Source organism: Trichococcus pasteurii, assembly GCF_900112935.1.
GTDB classification, from domain to species: domain Bacteria; phylum Bacillota; class Bacilli; order Lactobacillales; family Aerococcaceae; genus Trichococcus; species Trichococcus pasteurii.
The window spans coordinates 47,530-71,548 of sequence record NZ_FONM01000017.1; the positions used below are offsets into that span (position 1 = coordinate 47,530).

Genomic DNA, 24,019 nt, shown 5'->3' on the forward strand with positions numbered 1-24,019 from the left:
AGTCTTGTTCTTTTTTTATTTCTCTTTAACTGTTGCTGCCTTTCTTTAAGGCAACATTTTGCCTGCAGCCTTATAGAGTTCATACCACTCGGTGCGGCTCAGCGCCACATCGGAAGCTTTGCAGATGGCTGCAATACGCTCTGGGTTCATGCTGCCGACGATTGGCTGCATTTTAGCCGGATGACGCAACAACCACGCGATTGCGATTGCTTCCCGGGATACGCCTTTATCTTCCGCAATTGTGTTGATTTTTTCATTCAATTCCGGATAATCGGGATGGTCGAAGAACAGCCCTTTCTTGCCATTACCAGCTTGGAATGGCGACCACGGCTGGATCGTCATGTCCGAGATCCGGCTGTATTCCAGGACGGAACCGTCGTGCATGAATGAAGGATTGTTCATCATGTTCACGTTGAATCCTGCATCGATCATCGGTGCGTGGGTCAGACTGAGCTGCAGTTGATTGATCAATAATGGCTGTGTGACAGCTTTCTTCAACAATTCAATCTGCATCGGATTTTGGTTGCTGACGCCGAAATGGCGCACTTTCCCTGCTTTGTGCAGTTCATCGAAAGCTTCGGCGACTTCCTCCGGTTCCACCAACGTATCCGGACGGTGCAGCAGCAAGGCATCCACGTAATCGGTCTGAAGTCGTTTCATACTTCCCTCCACCGATGCGATGATATGTTCTTTTGAGAAATCGAACATGACACCCGGCACGATGCCGCATTTCGTCTGCAGCATCACGCTGTCCCTCGCGATGCCGAGTTCCTTAAAGGCTTTTCCGAAAATTTCCTCCGAAGTCCCTCTGCCGTAGATGTCCGCATGATCGAAGTAATCGATGCCGTTGTCCACTGCCGTGCGGATGACCACTGTCGCCTCTTCATGCGTCAAAGCGTTCATACGCATGATGCCGAGCGAAATTTCTGATGCTAACAGTCCTGAATTACCGATGTTTATTTTTTTCAATTGTCATACCAACTTTCTTATTGGGATTATTTGAAAACGTTTCAATAAAATTAGTATAGCATTTTTGATGTGTTTTTGGGTAATGAAGCGCATCAAAAAAATGCTGCCGGATACCCCAGTCCCAGTAAGCTGAAATTCCCGGTTGGGACGTTTTTTCCCGGCGAGGACTGTCTCACCGGGTTTTCGGTCGGCCGTGAGCCGCTATTTCCCGGCGAGCACCGCTTCACCGGGAATTCGGTCAGCCGCGAGCCGCTATTTCCCGGCGACCACCTTCTCACCGGGTTTTCGGTCGGCCGCGGGGCGCTGTTTCCCGGCGACCACCGCGAAAGTAAGCTGGGATCCGGCCCCCAAAATTTCAGACATAATAACGGCCATGCGCATTTCCTTTAGGCTGATAGTTTTCTCTGAGAATCCGATATATGCGGTCCTTATCACCTGAACCGCACCAATCCAGCATACGATTGGTAGTCACTTTTTCATCAGGGAACAAAAGACGAAAATCCTCAATATTTTTTTTGATTGCTTTTTTGACATTCATTCTTTCACCACATGTCTGACACTTTATGAAATGTCCCTGGAAAGCTTCCGCAACCGTACCGCACGCCGGACAACTGATCCCTTTACGTAAGTCTTCATAACAATATACTGGTTTCGTGTGCGATGGATAATCCGGATTATGCAGCTGCAGCAATCGCTCAGCCAACCGTCGCTGCTCAAAAGAGGGTGTCTCTTTCATTGGCAAACTTCGAAAATGAAGGGGAACCTGACTAGGCAGAAGATGATTCCCGTCACCTTTCGCCTCCAACAAAGTGAATTCAGGATTGATATAGACAACATAAGCCTCCACCTTCATTTGACACGACAGGGACTGAAGCAGCAATTCCAATTTCACTTTAGTCCGCTGCAATTGTACCCACGGGTTTTCCAGATATACACCGGTCGATTTAAGTAATTTATCATCCGCCCATGTATGAACTCCCTCGTAGTTCTTCACTTCGTACAGTCGTATTATGTCAGTACAAATCAAAAGTGTATCGACTTGAAAAGAGGATTTTCTGAATTCCAACTGCAAATCATTCAGTACCAAACAGTATGAAGATAATGGTTCGGTAAGTCCATCTAATCCGTATTCCCCATCGAACCCTTTATCTAGATGAAGGTGGTAAAAATGATCCTCATTGCTTAGGATCATGCGATTGGACAGTACCTCATAGATGCGGAGAAGCTTTGGTTTCGTGCGTTCCTTGTATGCGATAGCGCTCACTCCATTATAGTTATTTACTACCATAAACATACGCAGATTTTGGATAATTGCATCACAGAGGACGGTTGATTCCTAGTTTTGATTTCTTCCTGGGTCAAAATAGCCGGATTGAAACATTCATTGGAGAAAAATTCCCGATGAGGGCCGGCTCGCCGGGAATTCGCCCATGGTTGGGACGTTTTTTCCCGGTGAGAACCGCTTCACCGGGAATTCGGTCGGCCGCGAGCCGCTGTTTCCCGGCGAGGACTGTCTCACCGGTAATTCGCTACCTCTTTCCCCTTTCCGACCTCGACTGCTCTAAAAGGAGGGATAACTCGCGTATATCCATCTTTCCTGCCACTCCGGAAAAAGTCGGACGCACAAAAAAGTGCTGCCTCGAAGTGAGGCAGCACGATATGTTTTAACATTCAAGCGTAAGCATTGGCCCAGAGAACCTTTTCTCCGGCTTCAAGCGATTTTTGCACATCGATGATGGTCTGGTTGGAGCTGCCGCGGAACTTCAATGTCAGATCCCGTTTTGACAGTTCGAAGCGGCCGTCGACGAGTACATCCATCAAGCGCAGCAATTCCTGCTTATCCTCGGATTCTGAAGCCAGTTCGTCCCAGTAGTAGCCGGTCCAGCCCCAGATGTCCTTGGTCCGGCCGAACTCTGCCCGGATCCGCTGCGCAAGCCGCAGCGCGACCTTCGTGTTGAGGAACGGTTCGCCGCCCAAAAGTGTCAAGCCTTGCACATACGGTTGGCGCAGATCGGCCATGATCTGTTCCTCCAGCTCGTCGGTGTAGGCAATCCCGTAGTCGAAGTTTTGGACAATCTTGTTGTAGCAGCCTTCGCAGGCAAACAGGCAGCCGCTCAGATAGATGCTGCAGCGCACGCCTTCGCCATCGACAAAGTTGAACGGCTTGTAGTCCGCCACCTTGTCCTTGCTGTATTTCTCTGCCAACCATTCTTGCGGTTGCGGATTTTTCACTTCACATCACCTAACTGTTCTGATTACTGTTCTGACTTGCAATCCGCATGCAGATGTTTGACGCGGGCGGAAATTTCTTTATGGCGACCTTTCACCATCGGACGGATCTGCGGATTGCCAAGGTAACCGCATGTGCGTTTCACGACGTCGCATGTCTGCGGATCGGTATTGCCACATTCCGGGCATTGGAAACCGCGCTCGGTCGGATTGAAGTCCCCTTCGAAACCGCACTCCAGACAGTGGTCGATCGGCGTATTCGTTCCCAAGTAGCCGACCTTGTCGTAGGCGAAATCCCAGACTGTTTCCAACGCTTTCGGATTTTGCTGCAGGTTCGGGTATTCGCAATAATGGATAAAGCCGCCTGAGCAATATTGCGGATATTCCATTTCGAAGGCGATCTTTTCGAAAGGATTCGGGTTCTTGCGGACATCATAGTGGAAACTGTTTGTGTAGTATTCCTTATCCGTGATATCAGCGATGATGCCGAATTTCTCTGTGTCCATGCTGCAGAAGCGATCGGTCAAACTCTCGCTCGGAGTCGAGTAGACGCTGAAATGATAACCGTATTGGTTGCCCCAAGCATCCGTTTTTTCCTTCATCTTCTTGACGATGTCCAAAGTGAAGGCTTTTGCTTCCGGATTCGTTTCCCAATCCGCTCCGTAGAAGACGGTAGCCGCTTCATACAGTCCGATGTAACCTAAGGAGACAGTTGCGCGTTTGTTTTTGAACAACTCATCAACCTGATCCGTTTCACCCAGACGTTTCCCGAAGGCCCCGTGCTGATACAGGATTGGTGCGTTCGTAGGCGTCGCTTCTTTCGTGCGCTCGACACGGTAGACGAGGGCATCCTTACAGATGGCCAAACGTTCCTCAAAGATGTTCCAGAATGCTTCCGGATTCCCTTCCGATTCCAAGGCGATTCTCGGGATGTTCAACGTCACGACCCCAAGATTCATCCGACCGGAATTGACTTCGTTTCCGTTTTCGTCTTTCCATCCCTGCAGGAAGGAACGGCAACCCATCGGTGTCTTGAAACTGCCTGTCAATTCAACGATCTTATCGTACATCAGCACATCCGGATACATCCGTTTCGTGGCGCAAGTGATGGCCAATTGTTTGATGTCATAGTTTGGATCTTGCGTCTCCAAGTTTGTGCCTTTTTTCAAGGCGAAGATCAATTTTGGGAAGATCGCTGTCCGTCTTTCCTTGCCCAATCCTTTGATGCGCACTTGCAGTACGGCTTTTTGGATTTCGCGCGCAAACCAATCAGTTCCCAAACCGAATCCGAGTGTGGTGAATGGTGTCTGTCCGTTTGAAGTGTAGAGTGTATTGATTTCGTACTCCAGGCTTTGCATGGCATCATAGATGTCTTTACGGGTTTTTTCTTCAGCATAAGCAATCTGTTTCGCTTCGCCATCCACCCATTCTTTAGCCGTTTCCAGATGCTTCTCATAGTTCAGGCGTGCGTAAGGTGCCAGCACTTCGTCAACCCGGTCCGCACTGCAGCCGCCGTATTGGCTGGAAGCGACGTTCGCAAAAATCTGCGCCATTTGGGCAGTCGCAGTGTTGACCGAACGTGGGCTGTCCACTTCAGCATTGCCGATTTTGAAACCTTCACGGAGCATGTTCTGGAAATCGATCAGAACACAGTTCGTCATCGGTGAATACGGCTGGTAATCCAGGTCATGGTAATGGATATCGCCTTTCATATGCGCATTTGAAACGTGTTTCGGCAACATTCTCAAGCCGATCGCTTTCGCAGCCACACCTGCCGTCAAGTCACGGATCGTATTGAAGACGCGGCTGTCTTTGTTGGCATTTTCGTTGACGACGCTCTGATCGGCATTCATCAAGCTCTGGATGCGCAATTCGATGTCCTGTTGCTGCAGTTTTTTGACTTTTTTCGTCAATTTGTAGGTATTATAAGCTTCGGCTAACGGCAGATTTCCCATTTCAGCAAGCGTCGCCTCAACTTGATCATGGATATCATCGGTCGAAACGCTGTCAGTCTCTGAAGCGATCAGTTTGTCTACGACCAATGCCACGACAGCATCCACATCGTAATCTGCAGCCCCTTCGTTCTGTTCAGATAAAAAACGCTCTGCTTTCTTTATCGCTTTATATATTTTCTTGGCATGAAAAGGAACAACCCGTCCATCCGCCTTCAACACTTGGATATTCACTTCTGCGTCATCGACTTGAAGATTCGTGCTTTCATTTAAGAAATCCGTTGGTAATGAAGCCATATTTTTCCCACTCCTTAGTTAAAAATTAACCGAACATGCAAAAAAAGCTAATAAAAAGTAAGAGGTCGTTACAAAATGAGCAAGCTTTCCTTGCGGGACGCGCTTCTCAAGTCATATACCTCCACTTAAAGTAGTCTCTGTTTCGATTCACTGTATATACTATATATCATCCACACATAAATTTCCACCACAATATATAGTGTTTGAAACCAAATTCCATCTAGAGCAGGCAGACACATTTTGTTCTTTTGGTCAATAAGAAAATGCCCTGAAAATGAATTGCTTGCTATTTCCTTAGCAGACTCCCGCATACATAGTCAGAACAGAAACAATGGCCAATTAAACTTAAGTAATCTGTTTCGATTCCCGAACGATGGCCCTAATATTAAAAAAAATGTTAAAAAACATATAAAGTACATAAAATCAATAGAATCTACTGTACTTTGTAAAAAAAAGCAGTTATACTATGACTTGTCATAAATGTAAGCGATTCATTCTTTTTTTCGGATCCTTTATCCGGTTTTTATGCCGCAGGGATGTCAAAAGAATGAGGAGATAAAAAGGGGGGAAATGCTAGTGTGGAAAAATAGAATGTTGCCTGAAATATCCAGAATTGCTAAATTTAGAATACCGGTCGGAGAAGGCCTATTTTTGAGACAGTGCGCTTCTTGGCAAAACCTTTTCCATCTGCCTTCATCTTATCGCTACCCGACTGGAAGCATCCAGGGCTACATTACACGATTGAATTGGACCGATGAATTTATCATTCTTGAAAAAGAACATAATGAAGCATTCGAATATTTTATTATCGATAGAAGAATTGAATCTGTAAAAGGCCCTTTTACCAAGGAAGGGTTCGAGAAGGCACTAAAAGAGGAAGCGATCGAGTTGCCGTTGATTGAATTATCGGAAATGGACTGGATCATCAACTTTTAGAAGATACTAAAAGAATACATAGAGCCGTAAGGAAAACATGTTCTGCATGCTTCCCTTACGGCTTTTTGCTGCATATTCTCTCTTTTCCTTGAATATTCCTGCTGATGTGACCTTTTCCTTGTCACTGATTCTGACATCCGTCATATTCCCTACTCGCTCATGTCAGATTTATTTTAATCATATTGACCAAAAAAACACAATTGCATCCAACATTCCTGCAATTCGATGAGATTAAGCATTGAAACTCTCACCGATTTCACATTCAAACGCTTGCAAATGTTGATTTGGAAGCTTTGTCACATTTTGTGACATAAGGAGTAAGAAGGATATAGCAACATTAAAATTATTTCTATACACTAAGACTATGCTAAAACAAAAGGAGGAATAATTTATGTTTTCATCAGTAGATACATTATGGACCTTGCTGGGAACGGTATTGGTATTCTTCATGCAAGCCGGATTCGCGATGGTCGAGACGGGATTCACTCGCGCCAAGAACGCGGCGAACATCATCATGAAAAACCTTATGGACTTTGTGCTTGGATCGTTGGGATTCTTCCTTATCGGATACAGCATCATGTTCGGAGATGATATCGCCGGCATCATCGGGACACCTGCATTATTTATGGATGGACTTGATTCAACCATTCCCGGGACCGTACATTTCATGTTCCAAAACGTATTCGCGGCAACTGCAGCCACTATCGTATCCGGAGCTGTTGCGGAACGGACCAAATTCAGCTCTTATCTCGTGTATTCTTTCATCATCTCCTTGTTGATCTATCCTATCTCAGGTCACTGGATCTGGGGCGGCGGCTGGTTGGCTCAAATGGGCTTCATTGACTTTGCCGGATCCACTGCCGTGCATATGGTCGGAGGCATCGCTGCCCTTGTTGGTGCTGCTATCGTCGGACCGCGTATCGGAAAATACAAAGATGGTAAAGCACAAGTCATTCCTGGACACAATTTGACGATCGGTGCGCTTGGCGTCTTCATCCTTTGGTTCGCATGGTTCGGATTCAACGGTGCTTCAACCGTTGCGGCAACAGGGGACGAAACGCTTGCCTTGATCGGTACTATCTTCTTGAATACAAACTTATCCGCTGTCACAGCAACCCTGGTCACACTCTTATTCACTTGGAAAAAATATGGTAAACCAGATGTGTCCATGACACTGAATGGTTCATTGGCAGGTCTGGTAGCCATCACTGCAGGCTGTGCGGTCGTCTCCCCTTTCGGCGCTATCGCCATCGGATTCATCGCCGGCTTTGCCGTTGTCCTTGCTGTTGAATTCGTCGATCAAAAATTGAAGTTCGATGATCCTGTCGGTGCTTTCAGTGTACACGGCGTGAATGGTGCATTGGGAACAATCTTAGTCGGTGTTTTCGCAACAGATGGTGGATTATTGTACGGCGGCGGATTCAACCTGCTGGGGGTCCAAGCTTTGGGTGTCACTTCTGTGGCAGCCTACACAGCCGGTTCCATGTACGTAGTTTTCAAGGTCATCCAAAAGACAATGGGTCTCCGCGTTACTGCTGAAGAAGAAATCGTCGGCATGGACGTCGCTGAGCATGGCTTGACTTCAAGCTACCATGACTTTGTAGCAACGACCGCTTTCGAAGATTATGTAACAGACAACAACAAAACAGTTGAAGTCCCTGCTGTTCAAGAAGTGGATCTCAGTAAAGTTGGAGCCTTCAAACTGGCTGATTCAGGCTACACGATGAACAAGGTCGACATCATCGCCAATCCAGATAAACTGGAGCGCTTGAAGGCGGAATTGAACGCTATCGGCGTAACCGGCATGACGGTCACATCGGTGCATGGTTATGGGCTCCAAAAAGGCCAACAAACTTTCTATCGTGGTGCGAAGGCTGAGGGCAATCTTTTACCGAAAGTCCGCATCGAAACGATCATCAGCGAGGTGCCTGTCGAAGAAGTCATCCGCGCTGCCCGCCGAGCATTGTACACGGGTCATGTCGGTGACGGTAAAGTCTTCGTCTCCCCTGTTGCCGATGCCTTCCGCATCAGCAACAGCGATTCAGGCCCTGCTGCCCTGAAATATTATTAAACCGAATAACGAACACCAAAAGAAGCCAAGGAGCCGTCTCAATATGAGAAAGCTCCTTGGCTTCTTTTCTTTGCAGCAAAAGATTTCCCGGTTTTTTGTTTGCTTGCACTTTGCTATAATGGACTGTGATGGTGGCTCTCCACCAAACGAGGAGGCGGAAACCATATGTGGGTCATCAAACCTTTTGAAGAACTGACAGCGAGGGACTTGCACCTCATCTACAAAGAGCGGGTCGCTGTTTTCGTCGTCGAGCAAAATTGCCCTTATCAAGAGGTGGACGACACCGACCTCGTCAGCATCCACTTCTGGAAGCAGGCGGAAGATCGGCTGCTGGCCTATGCCCGGCTGATTCCGGAACCGGATCATGTGCGCATCGGACGCGTCCTTGTCCCGCAAGGCGAACGCACCCATGGCTACGGCCAGGAGTTGATGCAGATCGTGTTGGAGTACGCAAAGACGCATTTTCCGGAACTCCCGATCCATGCGCAGGCACAAGCCTATCTTCAGGATTTTTACGCCTCTTTCGGATTCCGGCCCGTATCGGATATTTATCTGGAGGATGATATCCCGCACATCGATATGATCATCGATCCGCAGAATAACCAAACAGAAAAACAAAACCGACAGGAGGAGCACCGTGAATAAATATCTTACAGCCAGCATATTAGGCATCATCAGCATCGCGATCAACGTCTGGATCATGTACCAGACGCGCTACGACAAAGGCCTGAACCCGATCACAAAGAAAAATCTGGAGAAATTATCCTACGCCCTGATTGTCGCCGCAGTACTGTTCATGACATTCGGGTAGAGGGTGCGATGAATCTCCCCTGCGGATCAGAACACGTTTATGAAGAGTGTGATGATTCGCGTTTACAGCAGTCCATCAAAAAAAGCCCGCAATGGGCTTTTTTTGTTTATTCCTGTTGATGGACAACGCTACACTTGAATCCGCAGATCTTTCCTGCCATAGATCAGATAGCTCAACCCCAACGCCAGCAGGCTTCCAACGATGCAGATGACCATGTATTCCCAAGAAACGCCTTCCTCCAGCAAGGCAGCTGGATGTGCATATTCGATCGGCGACAAAACACGCAGGAATTCGTAGTCCTCGACCATCTTGGAGACAAGGCCAATCATGTAAGTGCTGAACACCAGCAATAAAGCGACTCCGCTGGTGGAACGGCTGCTCGCAATGAATGTCGAGAAAAGGAACCCGATCGAATAAAAGAACAACAACACCAACGACTCCGCACCGAACATCAGCGTGATATCCTTTATGATCTCCACAAAATCGGCTCCATCCTCCTTGAACAAATAGATGAACAGCAAGGCAGCTCCGTAAAGGACGATCCAAAAGATCATCAGCAGCACCAGATTAGCGATGTATTTGCTCGTTACGATGGCTTTTCTGCTGATCGGCTGTGCATATAGGTACTCGATGGTCCCGTTCGTTTCTTCCTTGATCAATGCCTGAGCACCTTTCATTGTTGCAAAAATACAGGCAGCCAAAAAGAGGTACTGAAAAATATAGGCAAAAAATCCGGTAGCCTGCAGCAAAATCGCGCCGTTCGTGAGCGAGAAGGCCTCCAACATCTCAGGAGGCATCGCATCGAGCTTGGTCGTCAGGATGTCCTCCATCCCCTGATTCGCCATGACGGGAAACATCGCCATCATCAGCCCCATGATCAGAACCATAAAAAACAGCCAAACGAATAATCCACCGCGTTCCTGTTTCCACTCCAATCGGATGCTATTCATGGGATTCACCTCCACCGTACAGGGTCATGAATTTTTCCTCCAAATTCTGATTGCGGATTTCGATATCCTCCAAATCCAAGGATGACATATCCGCCAAAATCTGATTCACGTTGTCTTTGTACAACAACGAAACCACCCGGTCTGTCCTGGAAAGGACGCGATACCCTTTGGATTCGAAGTCCTCCGTTCCGATGGCTGAACCGGTCAGCGTCACAACTTTCCCTGGTTGATAACCCGCTGCCATGTCTTCCACAGAAATGATTTTTCCTTCACGGATGAAGGCAGTACGCGTACAGAATGTTTCCACTTCAGGAAGGTTATGCGTAGAAATGAATATGGTCGCGCCTTCCTTGTTGTGATAGTTCAGTTCCTCAAACAAGCGATGCTGCATCAAAGGATCCAGTCCGTTTGTAGGCTCGTCAAGTATCAAAAGTTCCGGATTGAAAATCAGGCTGTTCACGATTGCGACTTTTTTCCGATTGCCCAAAGACAAGTCCTTCATTTTCTTTTTAGGCTCCAATGCGAAGCGTTCCGCGTAATAAGCCATCATTTCCTTTATGTTCTGGATATGATGAAACTTTCCCGTCATCATCAAAATCTCTTCCACGGTAAGATTGCTGTAGTAATGCACATCGCTCGGGACATACCCAATGATGCGCTTCAGGCTCTCAGAGTCTTTCTGGGCATCCAGTCCGAAAATTCTGGCACTTCCTTTGCTCGGCTTGATGAAATCAAGCAACAGCTTGATGGTTGTCGACTTCCCGGCTCCATTCGGTCCGATGAACCCGAATCTTTCGCCTTGCTCCACTGTGAGGTGGACATTGTCCAAAGCTGCATGCTTGCGGTAAATTTTTGTCAAACCTTCCATTTCGATTGCTTCCACTGTAACCCCTCCTCTGAAGAATTTAACATATATCCATTATACGTTTTCTCGGCTAAAGTTTACAGCAACAGCACGATTTTTCTTCCCTGAACGACACAAAAGACCGAGACAAATTTGTCTCGGCCTTTTGCGGAAGTGCGTGAGTCATCACGCTCTTTAAACGTGTTCTGATTTGCAGGGGATTCCGCAAATCATCGCACTCTCTTAGTACATATTCAAGTATTGTTCTCTTTCCCACTCTGTTACTTGTTGGATGTAAGACATTACTTCGATTTCTTTTGATTCAACGAAGTTGTTGCTGATGTGGTCGCCCAATGCATCAACCAATAATGGATTTTTAGAGAACTCTTCAAGAGCTTCTTGCAATGTTGTAGGCAAGTCCAAAATTCCGTTTTCGTAACGGTCTTCAGCTGACATTTGGTAGATGTTGCGGTCGATTGGAGCTGGAGCTTCCAATTTGTTCTTCACGCCGTCAAGACCTGCAGCCAATAATGTAGCCAAAGCCAAGTATGGGTTAGCAGCTGGGTCAACGCTACGTAATTCAACACGAGTAGACATGCCGCGTGATTCTGGGATACGGATCAGCGGTGAACGGTTTCTTCCGCTCCATGCGATGTATACAGGTGCTTCATAACCAGGAACCAAACGTTTGTAAGAGTTAACGATTGGGTTGCAGACAGCTGTAAAGCCGCGAGCGTGTTTGATCAGACCAGCGATGAATTGGTAAGCTGTTTCGCTTAATTGACGATCATCGTTTTTGTCATAGAAGGCATTGCCGTTTTCGTTGAACAAAGACATGTTGAAGTGCATTCCGGAACCGTTGATTCCGAATACTGGTTTAGGCATGAATGTTGCATGCAAACCATGTTTGCGGGCTACAGTCTTAACGATCAGTTTGAACGTTTGGATGTTGTCGCAAGCTTCAACAGCATTTGCGTATTTCCAGTCGATTTCGTGTTGTCCTGGTGCAACTTCGTGGTGGCTTGCTTCGATTTCGAAACCTAAAGCTTCTAATTCCAAAACAATATCACGACGGCAGTTTTCGCCCAAGTCAGTAGGTGCCAAGTCGAAGTATCCACCTTGGTCGTTCAATTTCATTGTAGGGTTGCCTTTTTCATCCAATTTGAACAGGAAGAATTCAGGTTCAGGTCCTAAGTTGAATTCAGTGAAGCCTAATTCTTTCATTTCTTTAAGAGCACGTTTCAAGTTGCTGCGTGGGTCTCCAGCAAACGGTTGGCCGTTCGGTTGGTAGATATCACAGATCAGACGTGCAACTTTGCCTTGTTCAGTGCCCCATGGGAATACTAACCATGTATCCAAATCTGGGTACAAGTACATATCACTTTCTTCAATACGTACAAAACCTTCGATGGAAGAACCGTCGAACATCATTTTGTTGTCTAATACTTTTTCTAACTGGCTGATAGGAACTTCCACGTTTTTGATTGTTCCTAAAATGTCAGTGAACATTAAGCGTAGGTAACGGACGTTATCATTCTTTGCTGATGCGATGATTTCTTCTCTAGTAAATTTTGGCATTTGTATTCCCTCTCCTTGACTATGCTTTGTTTGTTTTTTTGTTTTTTATTATCTTCCCCAAGGTTTGCTTGAATCCCCAGGGTTAAATCCACTTGCGTTGAGTATTTCTTTGTAGAGGATACGACGGACATCTTCATCGGTCAGGTTTTTGTGCTTGTTTTCAAGCTCCTCTTCTTGCTGCTTCTTCAGTCTTTCTGTACTGTACATCCGCTTGATTGCAGTTATGTTCAACCCTTCCGCCAAATAGTCTTTGACTTCCAGCAAACGATCGACGTCGTTCAATGAAAACATCCGGCGATTGGTGTCTGTCCGCTTAGGATGAACGAGTTCTTGCTCTTCGTAATAACGAATCTGTCTTGCTGTCAGATCCGTCAGCTGCATGACTGTTCCGATGGTAAAAACAGCCATCGAACGTCGTAGCTCTTTTTCTTTCATACCAACCCCTCCATCGAAGCTTCTGAGTTGAGTGAACCACAGATGTGTACTTTTTCTTCAGGAGTTAGCGCCTGTTGAGAAAAAGGTAATTCTTTTCAGCAATTAATCGTACTTCCTAACAATTAATTGAGTGATTTAATACAACAAGAATACTCCAAATTCTCATACAAGTCAACGCTACCTTAACATGGAATGTAAGATTTCCTTACATAAGCATAAACCGTTGTCAGAATAACATTTGAAAGGCATTTCATCTCCCCTTGATAGGCCGATTTCCTCGCATGGAAATAAAAAAAGAGGCCATTAATGAAAAAAATATTAAAAAAAAATGTGAGTTACGAGGCTGAAGCGATGCCTAAAAAAGGCCGGAACACAAGTCCCGACCTCCACATCTATTATTCCCATCAAAAAACAGTGCACGCTCTGATGTCTAATCCACTCGGGTAAGCTGGCTGGCCGCCCTGGCCTTTAAGAACAAGGGAACATGTTCAATGACCAGGTTTGTATTTTCCAACCCGAACCACCTCGCGGGGGATCCGGTCCACGCCTTGATGTTATATTTCAAGCTCAAGATGAAGCGACTAAAGATGGAAAGATCGCTTTCCGGTGAAATGGCCTTGCGGACCAACACAAAGTAGAAGTCGCCGATCTCTTTGTCATGATAGATTGTATATGTCTGCTTTTGGGGTTTTATTCTGCCCTCTTCCATCATTTCCTGGATGATCTGGCGCAAGTATACATTGATCCGTTGCTCAATCTTGAAACCCAAACGCAACTGCACTTTGAAGCAGAAGTCTGTACCGTAATCCTCCACTTTGTATTCCTGTGTATACGGTTCATCGGTGACGGCTACGTTGATGAACCAATACACGTCGGCGCGCTTCGGCCGCTTGTCCAAAATGGAATAAAGAATGTCGCGGTCAACTGAAGCTGGATTTTGATTGCTCGTCAGGAAGACCAGGTTATTCGCATATACAGGCAAGGAATCATCTGCCTTCAGCTTTTTGAACTGGCTGATGAAATCCGTCATCGGATATTCCAACCGTTGCAATGATTCGATCTTGTTCCCTTTGTGCCAGACAAACATGATGACGAAAAGGATGAATCCCATAAGTATTGCGACGTAACCGCCGTGGAAGAATTTGGTTGCGCTGGAAATGAAGAAGGTCGTCTCCAATGTGCCGAAGAACACGAACATGAGCAGAGAAACGAAGATATTGATATTCTTCAGGCGCAGAAATTCAAACATCAGTATTGTCGTCATCAGCATCGTGATGGTGATCGCCAGACCGTAGGCAGCTTCCATCCTTATCGATGTCTTGAAGTAAAAGACAACCCCCATACAAGACGCCCATAGGATGTTGTTAACCAAAGGGATGTACATCTGGCCTTTTGTTTGGGAAGGATATTGGATCTTCAGATGCGGCAGCAGATTCAGACTGATCGCCTCCGAAACAAGCGTATAGGATCCAGTAATGAGCGCCTGCGAAGCGATGATGGCGGCCAGCGTACTCAACAGGACCGCAAAAAAGCGCAATCCGCCCGGCATCATTTCAAAAAATGGGTTGAAATCCTCAATATGGTAGAGCGCCGTGTTTGATTTCACCTGCATCAACCAAGCGCCTTGTCCGAAGTAATTCAGCAGCAAGGCCGCTTTGACAAAAGGCCAACTGCCGTAGATATTCTTCTTGCCGACATGCCCCATATCCGAGTACAATGCTTCCGCACCGGTGGTCGCCAAGAAAATGCTGCCCAAAATCATAAAGCCGGCACTGTTCTGTTCGCTCAAGAGCAGTTCGATGCCGCGCATGGGATTGAAGGCACGCAGTACGGTCGGATTACTGAACACTTGCCATAACCCCAATCCGCCGATAAACGTAAACCAGAAAGTCATGATCGGTCCAAAAGCCTTCCCTATCATTTTGGTACCAAGGCGCTGGATCATGAACAATGCCGAGATGATCGTCATCGTGATCGCCAAAATTTTCCCTTGCCCTTCGCCCAAAAGGCCCTCGAAGAAGGGGATACTGCGCAAGCCTTCAACAGCCGTCGTGACCGTTACGGCTGGGGTCAAAATACCGTCGGCCAACAAAGCCGCACCGCCCACCATAGCCGGTACAATCAGCCATTTTGCGCGTTTATGCACAAGTGTATAAAGCGAAAAGATTCCGCCTTCTCCATGGTTATCGGCCTGCATCGCGATCAGCACATATTTGATCGAGGTCAGCAGCGTGACCGTCCAAACCACCAAGGACAGCGCACCGATGATGAACGAATCCGACAAAGATTCAATCCCGCCATTCCCTTCGACAATAGCTTTCATGACATAGAGCGGTGAGGTTCCGATATCCCCATAAACGACACCCAGCGCCACAACAACCGCAGCCATGCTCAGGGGAATCTGCGGATGTTTTTCTTTCTGTATTTCCAAACTGTTTCTCCTCCAATATCCTAGACATCTTTTCTATTTTGAAAACTACCTAATTATAGTCTATTTTTGGGGTCAGTCAAGCGTCATCAGAAAGATTGGATTGCCGCACTTATCAGCGCTTCCACTTAGATGAACAGACCTGCCCTCTCCAGTACCGCCGCAATGTCCAAAAGCCACTCCTCTTTGCCTTTCGGGGCAGTGAACTGCACCCCCAACGGCAAGCCGACAGCCGTTCGGTGCACCGGCAGACTGATGGCAGGCTGGCCGGTCAAATTCGCTTGCTGCGTGAACGGGGTCACGCCCAGACTCTCTTCAAACATGGTCCAGACAATCTCCTTCCGGTCCGCTGCCGGCAGCAGATCCGCTCTGCGCATCCGCTCCTTCAGTTCTTCGCTTTGGAAAGAATGATCGATGCGAGGAGCACTCGCTGCCGTAGTCGGCTGCAGCAGCAGATCATAATGTTCATGGAACTGATCCATCGTGGCCGCAGCTTGATCCCAAAGGCCCAATGCCAAGGAGTATTCGCCTCCGGAGATCGTCCGGCCATATTGATAGAGGGACCAGGAAACCAACTCCATGTCATCTGCAGTCAACGGGCGCCCGAGTTTCGCGGCAAAACCTCTCAGCATGGCATCCGTTTCGGCTCCATTCATTGCATAGTAGGCCTCCATCAAACGGATGCCGTCGATATCGGGCGTTTTTTCTTCCACCTCGTAACCCAACTCTTCCAATGCTGCCACCGTCTGGAGCACAGCCTGCTTCGCGTCCGCGCTGACGACGGATTTCACCGGCGATTCCAAAGAATAGGCGATCCGGAATTTGCGTCGCTTTCCGGATTGATGTTCCTGGAAATGGCTCCCCGGAAACAAAGGCGTCTGGAATGGCGCTGCCGCTTGGATAGTCTGCAGAGCATCCAGCATCATTGCCGTATCCCTTACCGTCTTCGTCAAAGCGAAGCTGATCGAGGCACCTTGCCAGCCACGGTATGATCCCGGCCCCACTGGTGTCCTCCCCCTTGTCGGTTTCAGCCCCACCAAGCCTGTGAAAGAGGCCGGAATCCGGATCGATCCGCCGCCGTCGCTGGCGGTGGCAATGGCCACCATATCTGCCGCGACAGCTGCTGCCGCCCCACCGCTGGATCCTCCCGGAGAATGGTCCCGATTGAAAGGGTTTCTGGCTGGTCCATGGATAACGGCATCGGTGATGTTCTTGAATCCGAATTCAGGTGTACTCGTCTGGCCGATGACGATGAATCCTGCCTTTTCAATTGCCTCGATAAAATGACTGGTGCGGGGAGCGACATAATCCCTCAGCAACCGCGAGCCTGATGTAGACGGCTCCCCGGCCAGGTCCTGGCCCAAATCCTTGATCAGGATCGGCACGCCGCCGAATAAGGTGTTCCCGAAATCCCTTGTCCGGGCTTCATGCAGCGCTTTTTCCCTGCGCGTGTGCACGACGGCATTGCAGCGGGGATTCTCTTTTTCTATCTTTTTGAAGGCATCCGCAATCAATTCTTCCGGGGATACCTTTTTCGTCCTTAACAGTCCAGTGTAATACAGGGCATCTTTTTGGCGATCCATAAAAAGTCTCCTTCTCATTTTCACATTTCCTTCCATTGTAGGTTGCTCGCCAAAAAAAGGCAATGTTTTGCCTTGGACAGCGCCTTACCGTTCATGTTTCCGTCACTATTAAGCGGGGTGATGACAGTATTTTCCATTCATTTTGGATGACAACCGAACTGAAATATAGTAGAATCCTTCTATTGTCTCAATTTCAGAAAGTGCAAAAGAACAGACGGATGAATTCATAGGAAATGGAGTAGGACACGATGAACGAAAGATATAAGGACTTAAAATTGGCGGAACAGGGCGCACGGCTCAGCATGGTTGCCTATGTCACCCTCTCTTTCGCAAAACTCTTCATCGGAAGTGCCTTCGGATCGGCCTCTCTGAGTGCCGATGGGCTGAACAATTTCACGGATGTCATCTCCACGGTCGCTGTCATGATCGGCTTGCGGATCGCCCGCCGACCGGCTGATGAGGATCATCCTTATGGCCATTGGAAAGCTGAGACGATAGCTAGCCTCTCCACTTCCTTCATCATGCTTTTGGTCGGCCTGCAGGTGCTCTTCTCAAGTTTTTCGAAACTGACCGGCGGAGAATTCACCACACCTGATGTCGTTTCCGGTGTTACCGCCTTGATTGCAGGGTTTATCATGATAGGGGTCTACATATTCAACAACCGCCTTGCAAACCGGATCAACAGCATTGGATTGGCCGCTTCCGCCAAAGACAACCTGAGCGATGCCCTGACCAGTTTTGCGACGGCAATCGCCATTTTTGGCTCCATCTTCGGGCTGTATTGGTTGGACGGCGTCATGGCCGTCATCGTAGGGGTCGTCATCATCAAGACCGCGATCGACATCTTTCGCGAGAGTGCTTTCTCCCTGTCCGATGGTTTCGAAACGAACCATTTGGCGGAATACCGGCAGGCTATCCTCGACATTCCTGACGTCCAACAAGTGACGACCATCGCTGCACGCAGCTATGGAGCAAATGTCTATGTTGATGTCACCATTCTGCTGGACGCGGAGCTGACAGTGTTGCGCAGCCACGAAATCACGGAAGAAGTCGAAGAGCGCTTGCGCACGGCATTCAATGTTTTCGAAACAGATGTCCATGTAGAACCTCTAACACACTGATGTTACAAGTTTGATAGGCCGGACATCATTTTGATGGTATAATAGCAGACGGAATTATACAGATTATTTTGGCGGACGCAGCTGTCATCAGGATCTGTCCGTCTTTTTTTTTGGAAAAAATACATCTATTGGGAGTGACTTATGAAAGAAGAGAAACATTACGGCTTATTCACCGCTGTATCCATGATCGTCGGCATCTGTGTCGGATCAGGGATCTTTTTCAAAGCCGATGACATTTTGGGAGCGACCGGCGGAAACGTACCCTTAGGGATTTTGGTTTTCTGTATCGGTGCATTCAGCATCATTTTCGGAAGCATCACCTTGACGCAGCTGGCTAACCGGACCGAAAAAACCGGCGGCGTTGTCGCTTATTTCGAGGAGTTCATCTCCGATAAAGCCGCGAGCGCGTTCGGCTGGTTCCAATTGTTCGTTTACCTGCCGACGATCACCGTCGTCGTGAGCTGGGTATCCGGCATTTACACCTGTATGCTGTTGGGCTTGCCGAACACATTGGAAACTCAAACACTGATAGGGACAGGCTATATGGCGTTCTTCTTCTTGTTGAATTATTTTTCGCTCAGATTGGGCGGCTATTTCCAGAACCTCGCCACCATTATGAAACTGATTCCGCTGATCGCCGTCGCTATTGTCGGCATTTTTTGGAAAGAACCTGCTCCGATCGTTCCTCCCGAATTGGCTGTCCCGATCACAAATGTCGGTTGGGGTTGGCTGGCTGCATTGGCGCCGATGGCCTTCTCCTACGATGGCTGGACCATAGCGACAAACATCACGCATGAAGTGAAAAACCCCAAGCGGACGATGCCATTGGCTTTGACCATCGGACCTTTGGTGGTGCTGGGCATCTATTTGACCTATTTCAGCGGCTTGGTCTCCATCGCCGGCTCCGAGTACATCTTGGCGGTGGGCGATGAGGCGACCACAACCATCGGCATTTCCTTGCTGGGCGAACGCGGCGGCAGCATCATTCTTTCCTTTGTATTGATCGCTATCTTGGGCGTAACAAACGGCGTAATCATGGGCATGCTGCGTTTGCCTCAAGCGCTCGCTGAAAAAAATATGCTGCCTAACAGCGCTAAGGTAAAACGGATCGATCCAAAGAGCCAACTGTCCCCGGCAGCCGCACAAATTGCCTTTGCAATCTCCTTTGTGTGGATGGTGTTGCACTATTTGACCCAAAAATCCGCGATTCTGGGTGGCGGAGACGTCAGCGAAATCGCGATTGTCTTCAGTTATCTGACCTATGTCATCCTTTACCTGAAAGTCATCAGCATGAAAAAAGAAGGTGTCATCACCAGCTCTTTCTTCGGTTGGATCACGCCGGTATTCGCGATCATGGGCTCTGCCATCATTCTGATCGGCGGTATCGTATCTAATCCGACTTATGTACCGATTTTCATCCTGTTCTGCTTCGTGGTTTGCTTCATCGGCTATAAATACTACGAGAAAAAAATTACGGCATAACAAAAAAGAAGTGCTGCCCCACAAGGAGGCAGCACTTCTTTTTTGTTTGTTGCTTCAGTATGCGGCTGGCATCCGCTCCTGGCCACCATCGAAGGAGGGCGGCGGAATCAGCACCCACCTCCGGCCAAGGTGCCGCTCCCCGGAGAAGAGAGACAACAATCACGGTGTCCTCCTGCGAGACATTGCTCGCCGGAGGACGCAGACTAAATGTTGGCCGAGCTCCGGTGAAGCCTCCTCTCACCGGAGTTCATGCTCAAACAGCCCGGCCGCACTCGAAAAATGGAGCTGCCCCGCAACGGGACAGCTCCATTTTTTGACTGAATTTAGTTTTTGAATGAGTGGATCGGTGCCGGGCTGCGTCCGCCACGGTTGATGAAGTCAGCCGAGCTTTCTTCATGGACAGGTTGCACCGGAGCGCGTCCAAGCAGGCCGCCGAATTCAACGAAATCACCCACACCACAGCCGATTGCCGGAATCACGCGGACAGCTGTCGTTTTGTTGTTTTGGACCCCGATGGCCGCTTCATCCGCGATCATCGCTGCAATCGTTGTCGCCGGCGTATTGCCAGGGATCGCAATCATATCCAACCCAACCGAACAGATAGCCGTCATCGCCAACAACATATCCAATGAAATTTGGTTGGCAGCAGCCGCTTCGATCATGCGGTGATCCTCAGATACAGGAATGAACGAGCCGGATAAGCCACCTACGTGACTGCATGCCATCACGCCGCCTTTTTTGACTGCGTCATTCAATACAGCCAAAGCCGCGACCGTCCCATGGGTACCGACCACACCCAAGCCGAACTCTTCAAGGATTTCCCCTACCGAGTCGCCGACTGCAGGAGTCGGGGCCAAAGCCAAATCGACGATCCCGAATGGCACGTCCAATTTTTGCGATGCGATGTTTCCGACCAGTTGTCCCATGCGGGTGATCTGGAAAGCAGCTTTTTTGATCGTGTCGGCAACGATATCCATCGGTTGGCCTTTGACTTTTTCCAAAGCGCGTTTCACAACACCCGGTCCGGAAATGCCGACATGGATTTCGCAATCCGCTTCCTCAACGCCGTGATAAGCGCCCGCCATGAACGGATTATCGCTTACCGAGTTGGCGAAAACAACCAATTTTGCGCAGCCGAAGCCGTTTCTGTCGGCTGTTTTTTCCGCTGTTGCAAGAACAATTTCACCCATCAACTTGACAGCATCCATGTTGATGCCCGCTTTAGTGGAGCCGATGTTCACGCTGCTGCAGACCTTGTCCGTAACTGCCAAAGCTTCCGGAATCGAATCGATCAGGATTTTATCGCCTTTGTTGTAGCCTTTTTCGACCAATGCCGAGAAGCCGCCGATGAAGTCGACGCCGACTTCTTTCGCTGCAGCATCCAACGTTTTTGCGTATGCCACATAGTCCGTGTCATCGCTTGCGCCGGCGATCAAGGCGATCGGAGTGACCGAAATGCGTTTGTTCGTGATCGGAATGCCATACGTATCTTCGATTTCCTGCGCTACGCTGACCAGGTTTTTCGCTTTGGTGGTGATTTTTTTGTATATTCTTTCACGAGCTTTTTCGCCATCGCTGTCGATGCAGTCCAACAAAGAAATCCCCATGGTAATGGTACGGATATCCAGATTGTCCTCTTCGAACATGCGAATGGTGTCCAAGATGTTGTCTGTTCTTAACATTCAAATGTCCCCCTAGATCCGATGCATTGCATGGAATGTGTCTTCTGCCTGTAAACGGATGACCAAGCCTTGTTCTTCTTCAACTTTTTTCATCGCTGTTTTGACTTCTTTGACTGAATTTTTTGCTTCATTCAGTTCGACCATCAAAATCATGGTAAAATATTCATCCATGATGGTCTGTGAGATATCCAAAATATTTACGCCCAGACGCGCCAATTCCACCGATACGCTCGCTACGATTCCGGTATGGTCTTTACCTGTTACGGTCATGATTGCTCTCATCTTTTTTCGCCCCTGCTTCTTTAATTTTTTGTCGAGTCCATTATACCATTTTACACCAATATGAAAATCCTATTAAAAATTTATGTTTCCTATTCTATCACATCCAACGGGAATGACCACTGTTTTTTGGGAAAATGAAAAACAGTAACCGCTCTCTAATCGGATTTTTCTGTGTTCTTTCCCGAAACACGAAAATTGTTGTAGAAGCTGCATAAAATCTATCGTTTTTTGGGAATAATTGCTACACTGGATATAAGCAAGTTCCAATCCAATATCAAGGAGGTTTTCTTAATGCAATTGATTCATTTTTCAGAAGATGGCCAAAGCCGCATCGGCATCAAGACGGAGCACGGTTTCCTGAATGTCGCCAAGGCGGCCGCAGCTTTATCGCTGCCTTTCCCTTCCTATATAGACGATGTGTTGAAGGACCCGGAACAGGCTGCCCAACTGGACGCCATTCTGGCCCAAGCGGACACGCTGACGGATCCGGCCTACTATGTTTCCATGGAAGAGGTCACATTCCTGCCCGTATTCTCCCGTCCGGGCAAAATCCTCTGCATCGGCAAGAACTATGCCGCCCATGTCGCGGAAACGAAAAGTGAAGCCCCGAAAAAACCGCTTGTCTTCAGCAAATTCACGAGCGCTTTGGCTGCCCATAAAGAAGGCATTCCGATTCCGGAGCATACGGACAAGGTAGACTACGAAGTCGAACTGGTGGCAGTCATCGGCAAAAAAGCTTATTGCGTTTCCCCGGAAGAAGCTCTTAATCATGTAGCGGGCTACACAATCGGCAACGACGTGACCGCACGCGACTGGCAAAAAGGCTCTCCGCAGTGGTTACTCGGTAAATCGCCGGACAAATTCGCGCCGCTCGGGCCCGTCTACGTGACCGCCGATGAGCTCGATCCGACCAATCTCGACATTTCCCTCAAGCTGAACGGCGAGGTCCGCCAGAACAGCAACACGCAACACCTCATTTTCGACATCGCGACGATCGTTTCCTACATTTCCCAACACTTTGCCTTGGAACCCGGCGACATCATCTTCACCGGCACACCGGACGGGGTCATCCTCGGTTATCCGGAAGACGAGCAAGTCTGGCTGAAACCGGGAGATGTCATCGAATCCACCATCGAAGGCATCGGGACATTGGTGAATACTTTCCGATAAAAAACATCCAAAAGGCCGCCGCATGATCCTGAACAGGATTGTGCGGCGGCCTTCTTTCTCTGAAAAAGTCGTATTTAAAAGATTGGTTCGGTACCGACTGCCTGCAGTTGGAAATGCATCATTTCCATCGCCTGCAGCAGCGCCTCAGCCGTATCCAATGAGGTCAGGCACGGCAGGTTGTTGTCCGCGGCTTCGCGGCGGATGAAATAGCCATCGGTTTCCTCGGTCTTGCCTTCGGTCATCGTATTGATGATGAACTGAATTTTCCCGTCATGCATGCTTTTCAGGATATTTTCCCGTTTTGCTTCGCCGTTTTCGAGGATCGTAACCGGTATGTGGGCCTCCAGCAAGGCTTCCCCAGTACCCTTGGTTGCAAGCAGACGGTAGCCGACCGCAACCAAGCGTTTGGCCAGAGGCAGGATTTCGTGCTTGTCCTTATCCGCAATCGTCAGCAGCGCCGTGCCGTACTCGGGAATCTCGATATTGGCGGCACGAAAGGCCTTATACAAGGCTTTGGAAAGGATGGCATCCTTGCCGATGATTTCCCCTGTGGACTTCATTTCCGGCCCCAGTACGGTGTCGACTTTCTTCAGTTTGTTGAAACTGAAGACCGGCATCTTCACGTAAACGCCTGATTTCGACGGAACCAGACCGGTCCGGTAGCCTTGATCTTTCAGTTTGATGCCCAGGATGCCTTGCATCGCCAAATTCGCCATCGGGATGCCGGTCACTTTGCTCAGGAACGGGATCGTCCGGCTCGCGCGCGGATTCACTTCGATGATGTAGACGACGCCATCGCTGATGACGAACTGGATGTTCACCAAACCGATGGTGTTCAACCCTTGTGCCACACGGATCGTGTAATCTTCGATCGTTTGGATCAATTCAGGCGACAGGTTCTGCGGCGGGTAAACCGCGATCGAGTCGCCCGAGTGGACGCCGGCGCGTTCGATGTGTTCCATGATGCCCGGGATCAGGACGGTTTCACCATCGCAGATCGCATCGACTTCCAGCTCTTGTCCGATCAGGTAATGATCGACCAGGACCGGACGTTCAGGACTGGCCACGACCGCTTCACGCATATATTTCTCCAGATCGGCTTGATTGTAGACGATCTGCATCGCCCGGCCGCCCAATACGTAGGACGGACGCACCAAGACCGGATAACCGATTTCGTCGGCAACTGCGACCGCTTCTTC

The 24,019-nt window shown here is 48.5% G+C and carries 20 protein-coding genes; 7 read left to right on the forward strand and 13 right to left on the reverse strand.

The window, feature by feature from the left end; genetic code table 11:
- Positions 1–45: 45 nt before the first annotated feature.
- The 4 genes from BM184_RS12380 to nrdD all read right to left on the reverse strand — a co-directional run bounded on the left by BM184_RS12380 (position 46) and on the right by nrdD (position 5,447).
- A complete protein-coding gene (locus BM184_RS12380; protein WP_086942813.1) occupies positions 46–969 on the reverse strand; it encodes an aldo/keto reductase in 924 nt (307 codons plus the stop codon).
- Positions 970–1,324: 355 nt separating this feature from the next.
- Entirely contained in the window at positions 1,325–2,257 is a 933-nt protein-coding gene (locus BM184_RS12385) for a nuclease-related domain-containing protein (RefSeq protein WP_177208658.1), read from the reverse strand.
- A gap of 383 nt (positions 2,258–2,640) precedes the next feature.
- Positions 2,641–3,201, reverse strand: a complete 561-nt coding sequence (gene nrdG, locus BM184_RS12390) for an anaerobic ribonucleoside-triphosphate reductase activating protein (RefSeq protein ID WP_086942815.1) — start codon at positions 3,199–3,201, stop codon at positions 2,641–2,643.
- Positions 3,202–3,224: 23 nt separating this feature from the next.
- Positions 3,225–5,447 carry an anaerobic ribonucleoside-triphosphate reductase gene (nrdD, locus tag BM184_RS12395; protein WP_086942816.1) on the reverse strand — a complete coding sequence of 741 codons (2,223 nt, stop codon included), beginning with the start codon at positions 5,445–5,447 and terminating at the stop codon, positions 3,225–3,227.
- Between the two features lie 576 nt (positions 5,448–6,023).
- Between nrdD and BM184_RS12400 the strand changes: the two genes are divergently transcribed.
- The 4 genes from BM184_RS12400 to BM184_RS15315 all read left to right on the forward strand — a co-directional run bounded on the left by BM184_RS12400 (position 6,024) and on the right by BM184_RS15315 (position 9,265).
- Positions 6,024–6,383, forward strand: coding sequence for a hypothetical protein (locus BM184_RS12400; protein ID WP_143091140.1), 360 nt, complete (start codon positions 6,024–6,026; stop codon positions 6,381–6,383).
- Positions 6,384–6,774: 391 nt separating this feature from the next.
- A complete protein-coding gene (locus tag BM184_RS12405) occupies positions 6,775–8,454 on the forward strand; it encodes an ammonium transporter (protein ID WP_086942818.1) in 1,680 nt (559 codons plus the stop codon).
- Positions 8,455–8,619: 165 nt separating this feature from the next.
- A complete protein-coding gene (locus BM184_RS12410) occupies positions 8,620–9,099 on the forward strand; it encodes a GNAT family N-acetyltransferase (RefSeq protein WP_086942819.1) in 480 nt (159 codons plus the stop codon).
- Positions 9,092–9,265, forward strand: coding sequence for a hypothetical protein (locus BM184_RS15315; RefSeq protein WP_177208659.1), 174 nt, complete (start codon positions 9,092–9,094; stop codon positions 9,263–9,265). Before BM184_RS12410 ends, BM184_RS15315 begins: the two co-directional genes overlap by 8 nt.
- Positions 9,266–9,393: 128 nt before the next feature.
- Here the strand turns inward: BM184_RS15315 and BM184_RS12415 are convergent, their stop codons facing one another.
- The 6 genes from BM184_RS12415 to BM184_RS12440 all read right to left on the reverse strand — a co-directional run bounded on the left by BM184_RS12415 (position 9,394) and on the right by BM184_RS12440 (position 17,083).
- Positions 9,394–10,215, reverse strand: coding sequence for an ABC transporter permease subunit (locus BM184_RS12415; protein ID WP_086942820.1), 822 nt, complete (start codon positions 10,213–10,215; stop codon positions 9,394–9,396).
- Positions 10,208–11,098 (reverse strand): ABC transporter ATP-binding protein, encoded by an 891-nt coding sequence (locus BM184_RS12420; protein ID WP_086942821.1) that lies wholly within the window; start codon positions 11,096–11,098, stop codon positions 10,208–10,210. Before BM184_RS12420 ends, BM184_RS12415 begins: the two co-directional genes overlap by 8 nt.
- A gap of 204 nt (positions 11,099–11,302) precedes the next feature.
- A complete protein-coding gene (gene glnA, locus BM184_RS12425; protein ID WP_086942822.1) occupies positions 11,303–12,637 on the reverse strand; it encodes a type I glutamate--ammonia ligase in 1,335 nt (444 codons plus the stop codon).
- Between the two features lie 48 nt (positions 12,638–12,685).
- The gene (locus tag BM184_RS12430) at positions 12,686–13,072 is read right to left on the reverse strand and encodes a MerR family transcriptional regulator (protein WP_086942823.1); all 387 of its coding nucleotides are present in this window, start codon (positions 13,070–13,072) and stop codon (positions 12,686–12,688) included.
- 430 nt (positions 13,073–13,502) lie between these two features.
- Positions 13,503–15,461, reverse strand: a complete 1,959-nt coding sequence (locus BM184_RS12435; RefSeq protein WP_086942906.1) for a KUP/HAK/KT family potassium transporter — start codon at positions 15,459–15,461, stop codon at positions 13,503–13,505.
- Positions 15,462–15,628: 167 nt separating this feature from the next.
- Positions 15,629–17,083: an amidase gene (locus BM184_RS12440; RefSeq protein ID WP_086942824.1), complete on the reverse strand. Its 1,455-nt coding sequence runs from the start codon at positions 17,081–17,083 to the stop codon at positions 15,629–15,631.
- 248 nt (positions 17,084–17,331) lie between these two features.
- On the opposite strand from BM184_RS12440, the gene BM184_RS12445 reads away from it, so the two are divergent.
- Both BM184_RS12445 and BM184_RS12450 read left to right on the forward strand, forming a co-directional pair.
- Complete coding sequence (locus BM184_RS12445) at positions 17,332–18,204, forward strand: cation diffusion facilitator family transporter (RefSeq protein ID WP_086942825.1); 873 nt, start codon at positions 17,332–17,334, stop codon at positions 18,202–18,204.
- Between the two features lie 141 nt (positions 18,205–18,345).
- Positions 18,346–19,686 (forward strand): APC family permease, encoded by a 1,341-nt coding sequence (locus tag BM184_RS12450; protein WP_086942826.1) that lies wholly within the window; start codon positions 18,346–18,348, stop codon positions 19,684–19,686.
- A gap of 323 nt (positions 19,687–20,009) precedes the next feature.
- Here the strand turns inward: BM184_RS12450 and BM184_RS12455 are convergent, their stop codons facing one another.
- Both BM184_RS12455 and BM184_RS12460 read right to left on the reverse strand, forming a co-directional pair.
- Positions 20,010–21,368 (reverse strand): PFL family protein, encoded by a 1,359-nt coding sequence (locus tag BM184_RS12455; protein ID WP_086942827.1) that lies wholly within the window; start codon positions 21,366–21,368, stop codon positions 20,010–20,012.
- A 12-nt stretch (positions 21,369–21,380) separates the two neighbouring features.
- Positions 21,381–21,650: an ACT domain-containing protein gene (locus BM184_RS12460; RefSeq protein ID WP_086942828.1), complete on the reverse strand. Its 270-nt coding sequence runs from the start codon at positions 21,648–21,650 to the stop codon at positions 21,381–21,383.
- A 291-nt stretch (positions 21,651–21,941) separates the two neighbouring features.
- On the opposite strand from BM184_RS12460, the gene BM184_RS12465 reads away from it, so the two are divergent.
- Entirely contained in the window at positions 21,942–22,820 is an 879-nt protein-coding gene (locus BM184_RS12465; protein WP_086942829.1) for a fumarylacetoacetate hydrolase family protein, read from the forward strand.
- A 74-nt stretch (positions 22,821–22,894) separates the two neighbouring features.
- Here BM184_RS12465 and BM184_RS12470 read toward each other — a convergent pair.
- Positions 22,895–24,019, reverse strand: a 1,125-nt coding sequence (locus tag BM184_RS12470) for an ATP-binding protein (protein WP_143091141.1), incomplete at its 5' end; no start/stop codon positions are given.

Excerpts from the sequence above, each read along its gene's own strand:
- BM184_RS12385 (WP_177208658.1), bottom strand. The coding sequence starts at position 2,257 with ATGGTAGTAAATAACTATAATGGAGTGAGCGCTATCGCATACAAGGAA.
- nrdD (WP_086942816.1), bottom strand. The coding sequence starts at position 5,447 with ATGGCTTCATTACCAACGGATTTCTTAAATGAAAGCACGAATCTTCAA.
- BM184_RS12405 (WP_086942818.1), top strand. The coding sequence starts at position 6,775 with ATGTTTTCATCAGTAGATACATTATGGACCTTGCTGGGAACGGTATTG.
- BM184_RS12410 (WP_086942819.1), top strand. The coding sequence starts at position 8,620 with ATGTGGGTCATCAAACCTTTTGAAGAACTGACAGCGAGGGACTTGCAC.
- BM184_RS12415 (WP_086942820.1), bottom strand. The coding sequence starts at position 10,215 with ATGAATAGCATCCGATTGGAGTGGAAACAGGAACGCGGTGGATTATTC.
- glnA (WP_086942822.1), bottom strand. The coding sequence starts at position 12,637 with ATGCCAAAATTTACTAGAGAAGAAATCATCGCATCAGCAAAGAATGAT.
- BM184_RS12430 (WP_086942823.1), bottom strand. The coding sequence starts at position 13,072 with ATGAAAGAAAAAGAGCTACGACGTTCGATGGCTGTTTTTACCATCGGA.
- BM184_RS12435 (WP_086942906.1), bottom strand. The coding sequence starts at position 15,461 with ATGGCTGCGGTTGTTGTGGCGCTGGGTGTCGTTTATGGGGATATCGGA.
- BM184_RS12440 (WP_086942824.1), bottom strand. The coding sequence starts at position 17,083 with ATGGATCGCCAAAAAGATGCCCTGTATTACACTGGACTGTTAAGGACG.
- BM184_RS12445 (WP_086942825.1), top strand. The coding sequence starts at position 17,332 with ATGAACGAAAGATATAAGGACTTAAAATTGGCGGAACAGGGCGCACGG.
- BM184_RS12450 (WP_086942826.1), top strand. The coding sequence starts at position 18,346 with ATGAAAGAAGAGAAACATTACGGCTTATTCACCGCTGTATCCATGATC.
- BM184_RS12455 (WP_086942827.1), bottom strand. The coding sequence starts at position 21,368 with ATGTTAAGAACAGACAACATCTTGGACACCATTCGCATGTTCGAAGAG.
- BM184_RS12460 (WP_086942828.1), bottom strand. The coding sequence starts at position 21,650 with ATGAGAGCAATCATGACCGTAACAGGTAAAGACCATACCGGAATCGTA.
- BM184_RS12465 (WP_086942829.1), top strand. The coding sequence starts at position 21,942 with ATGCAATTGATTCATTTTTCAGAAGATGGCCAAAGCCGCATCGGCATC.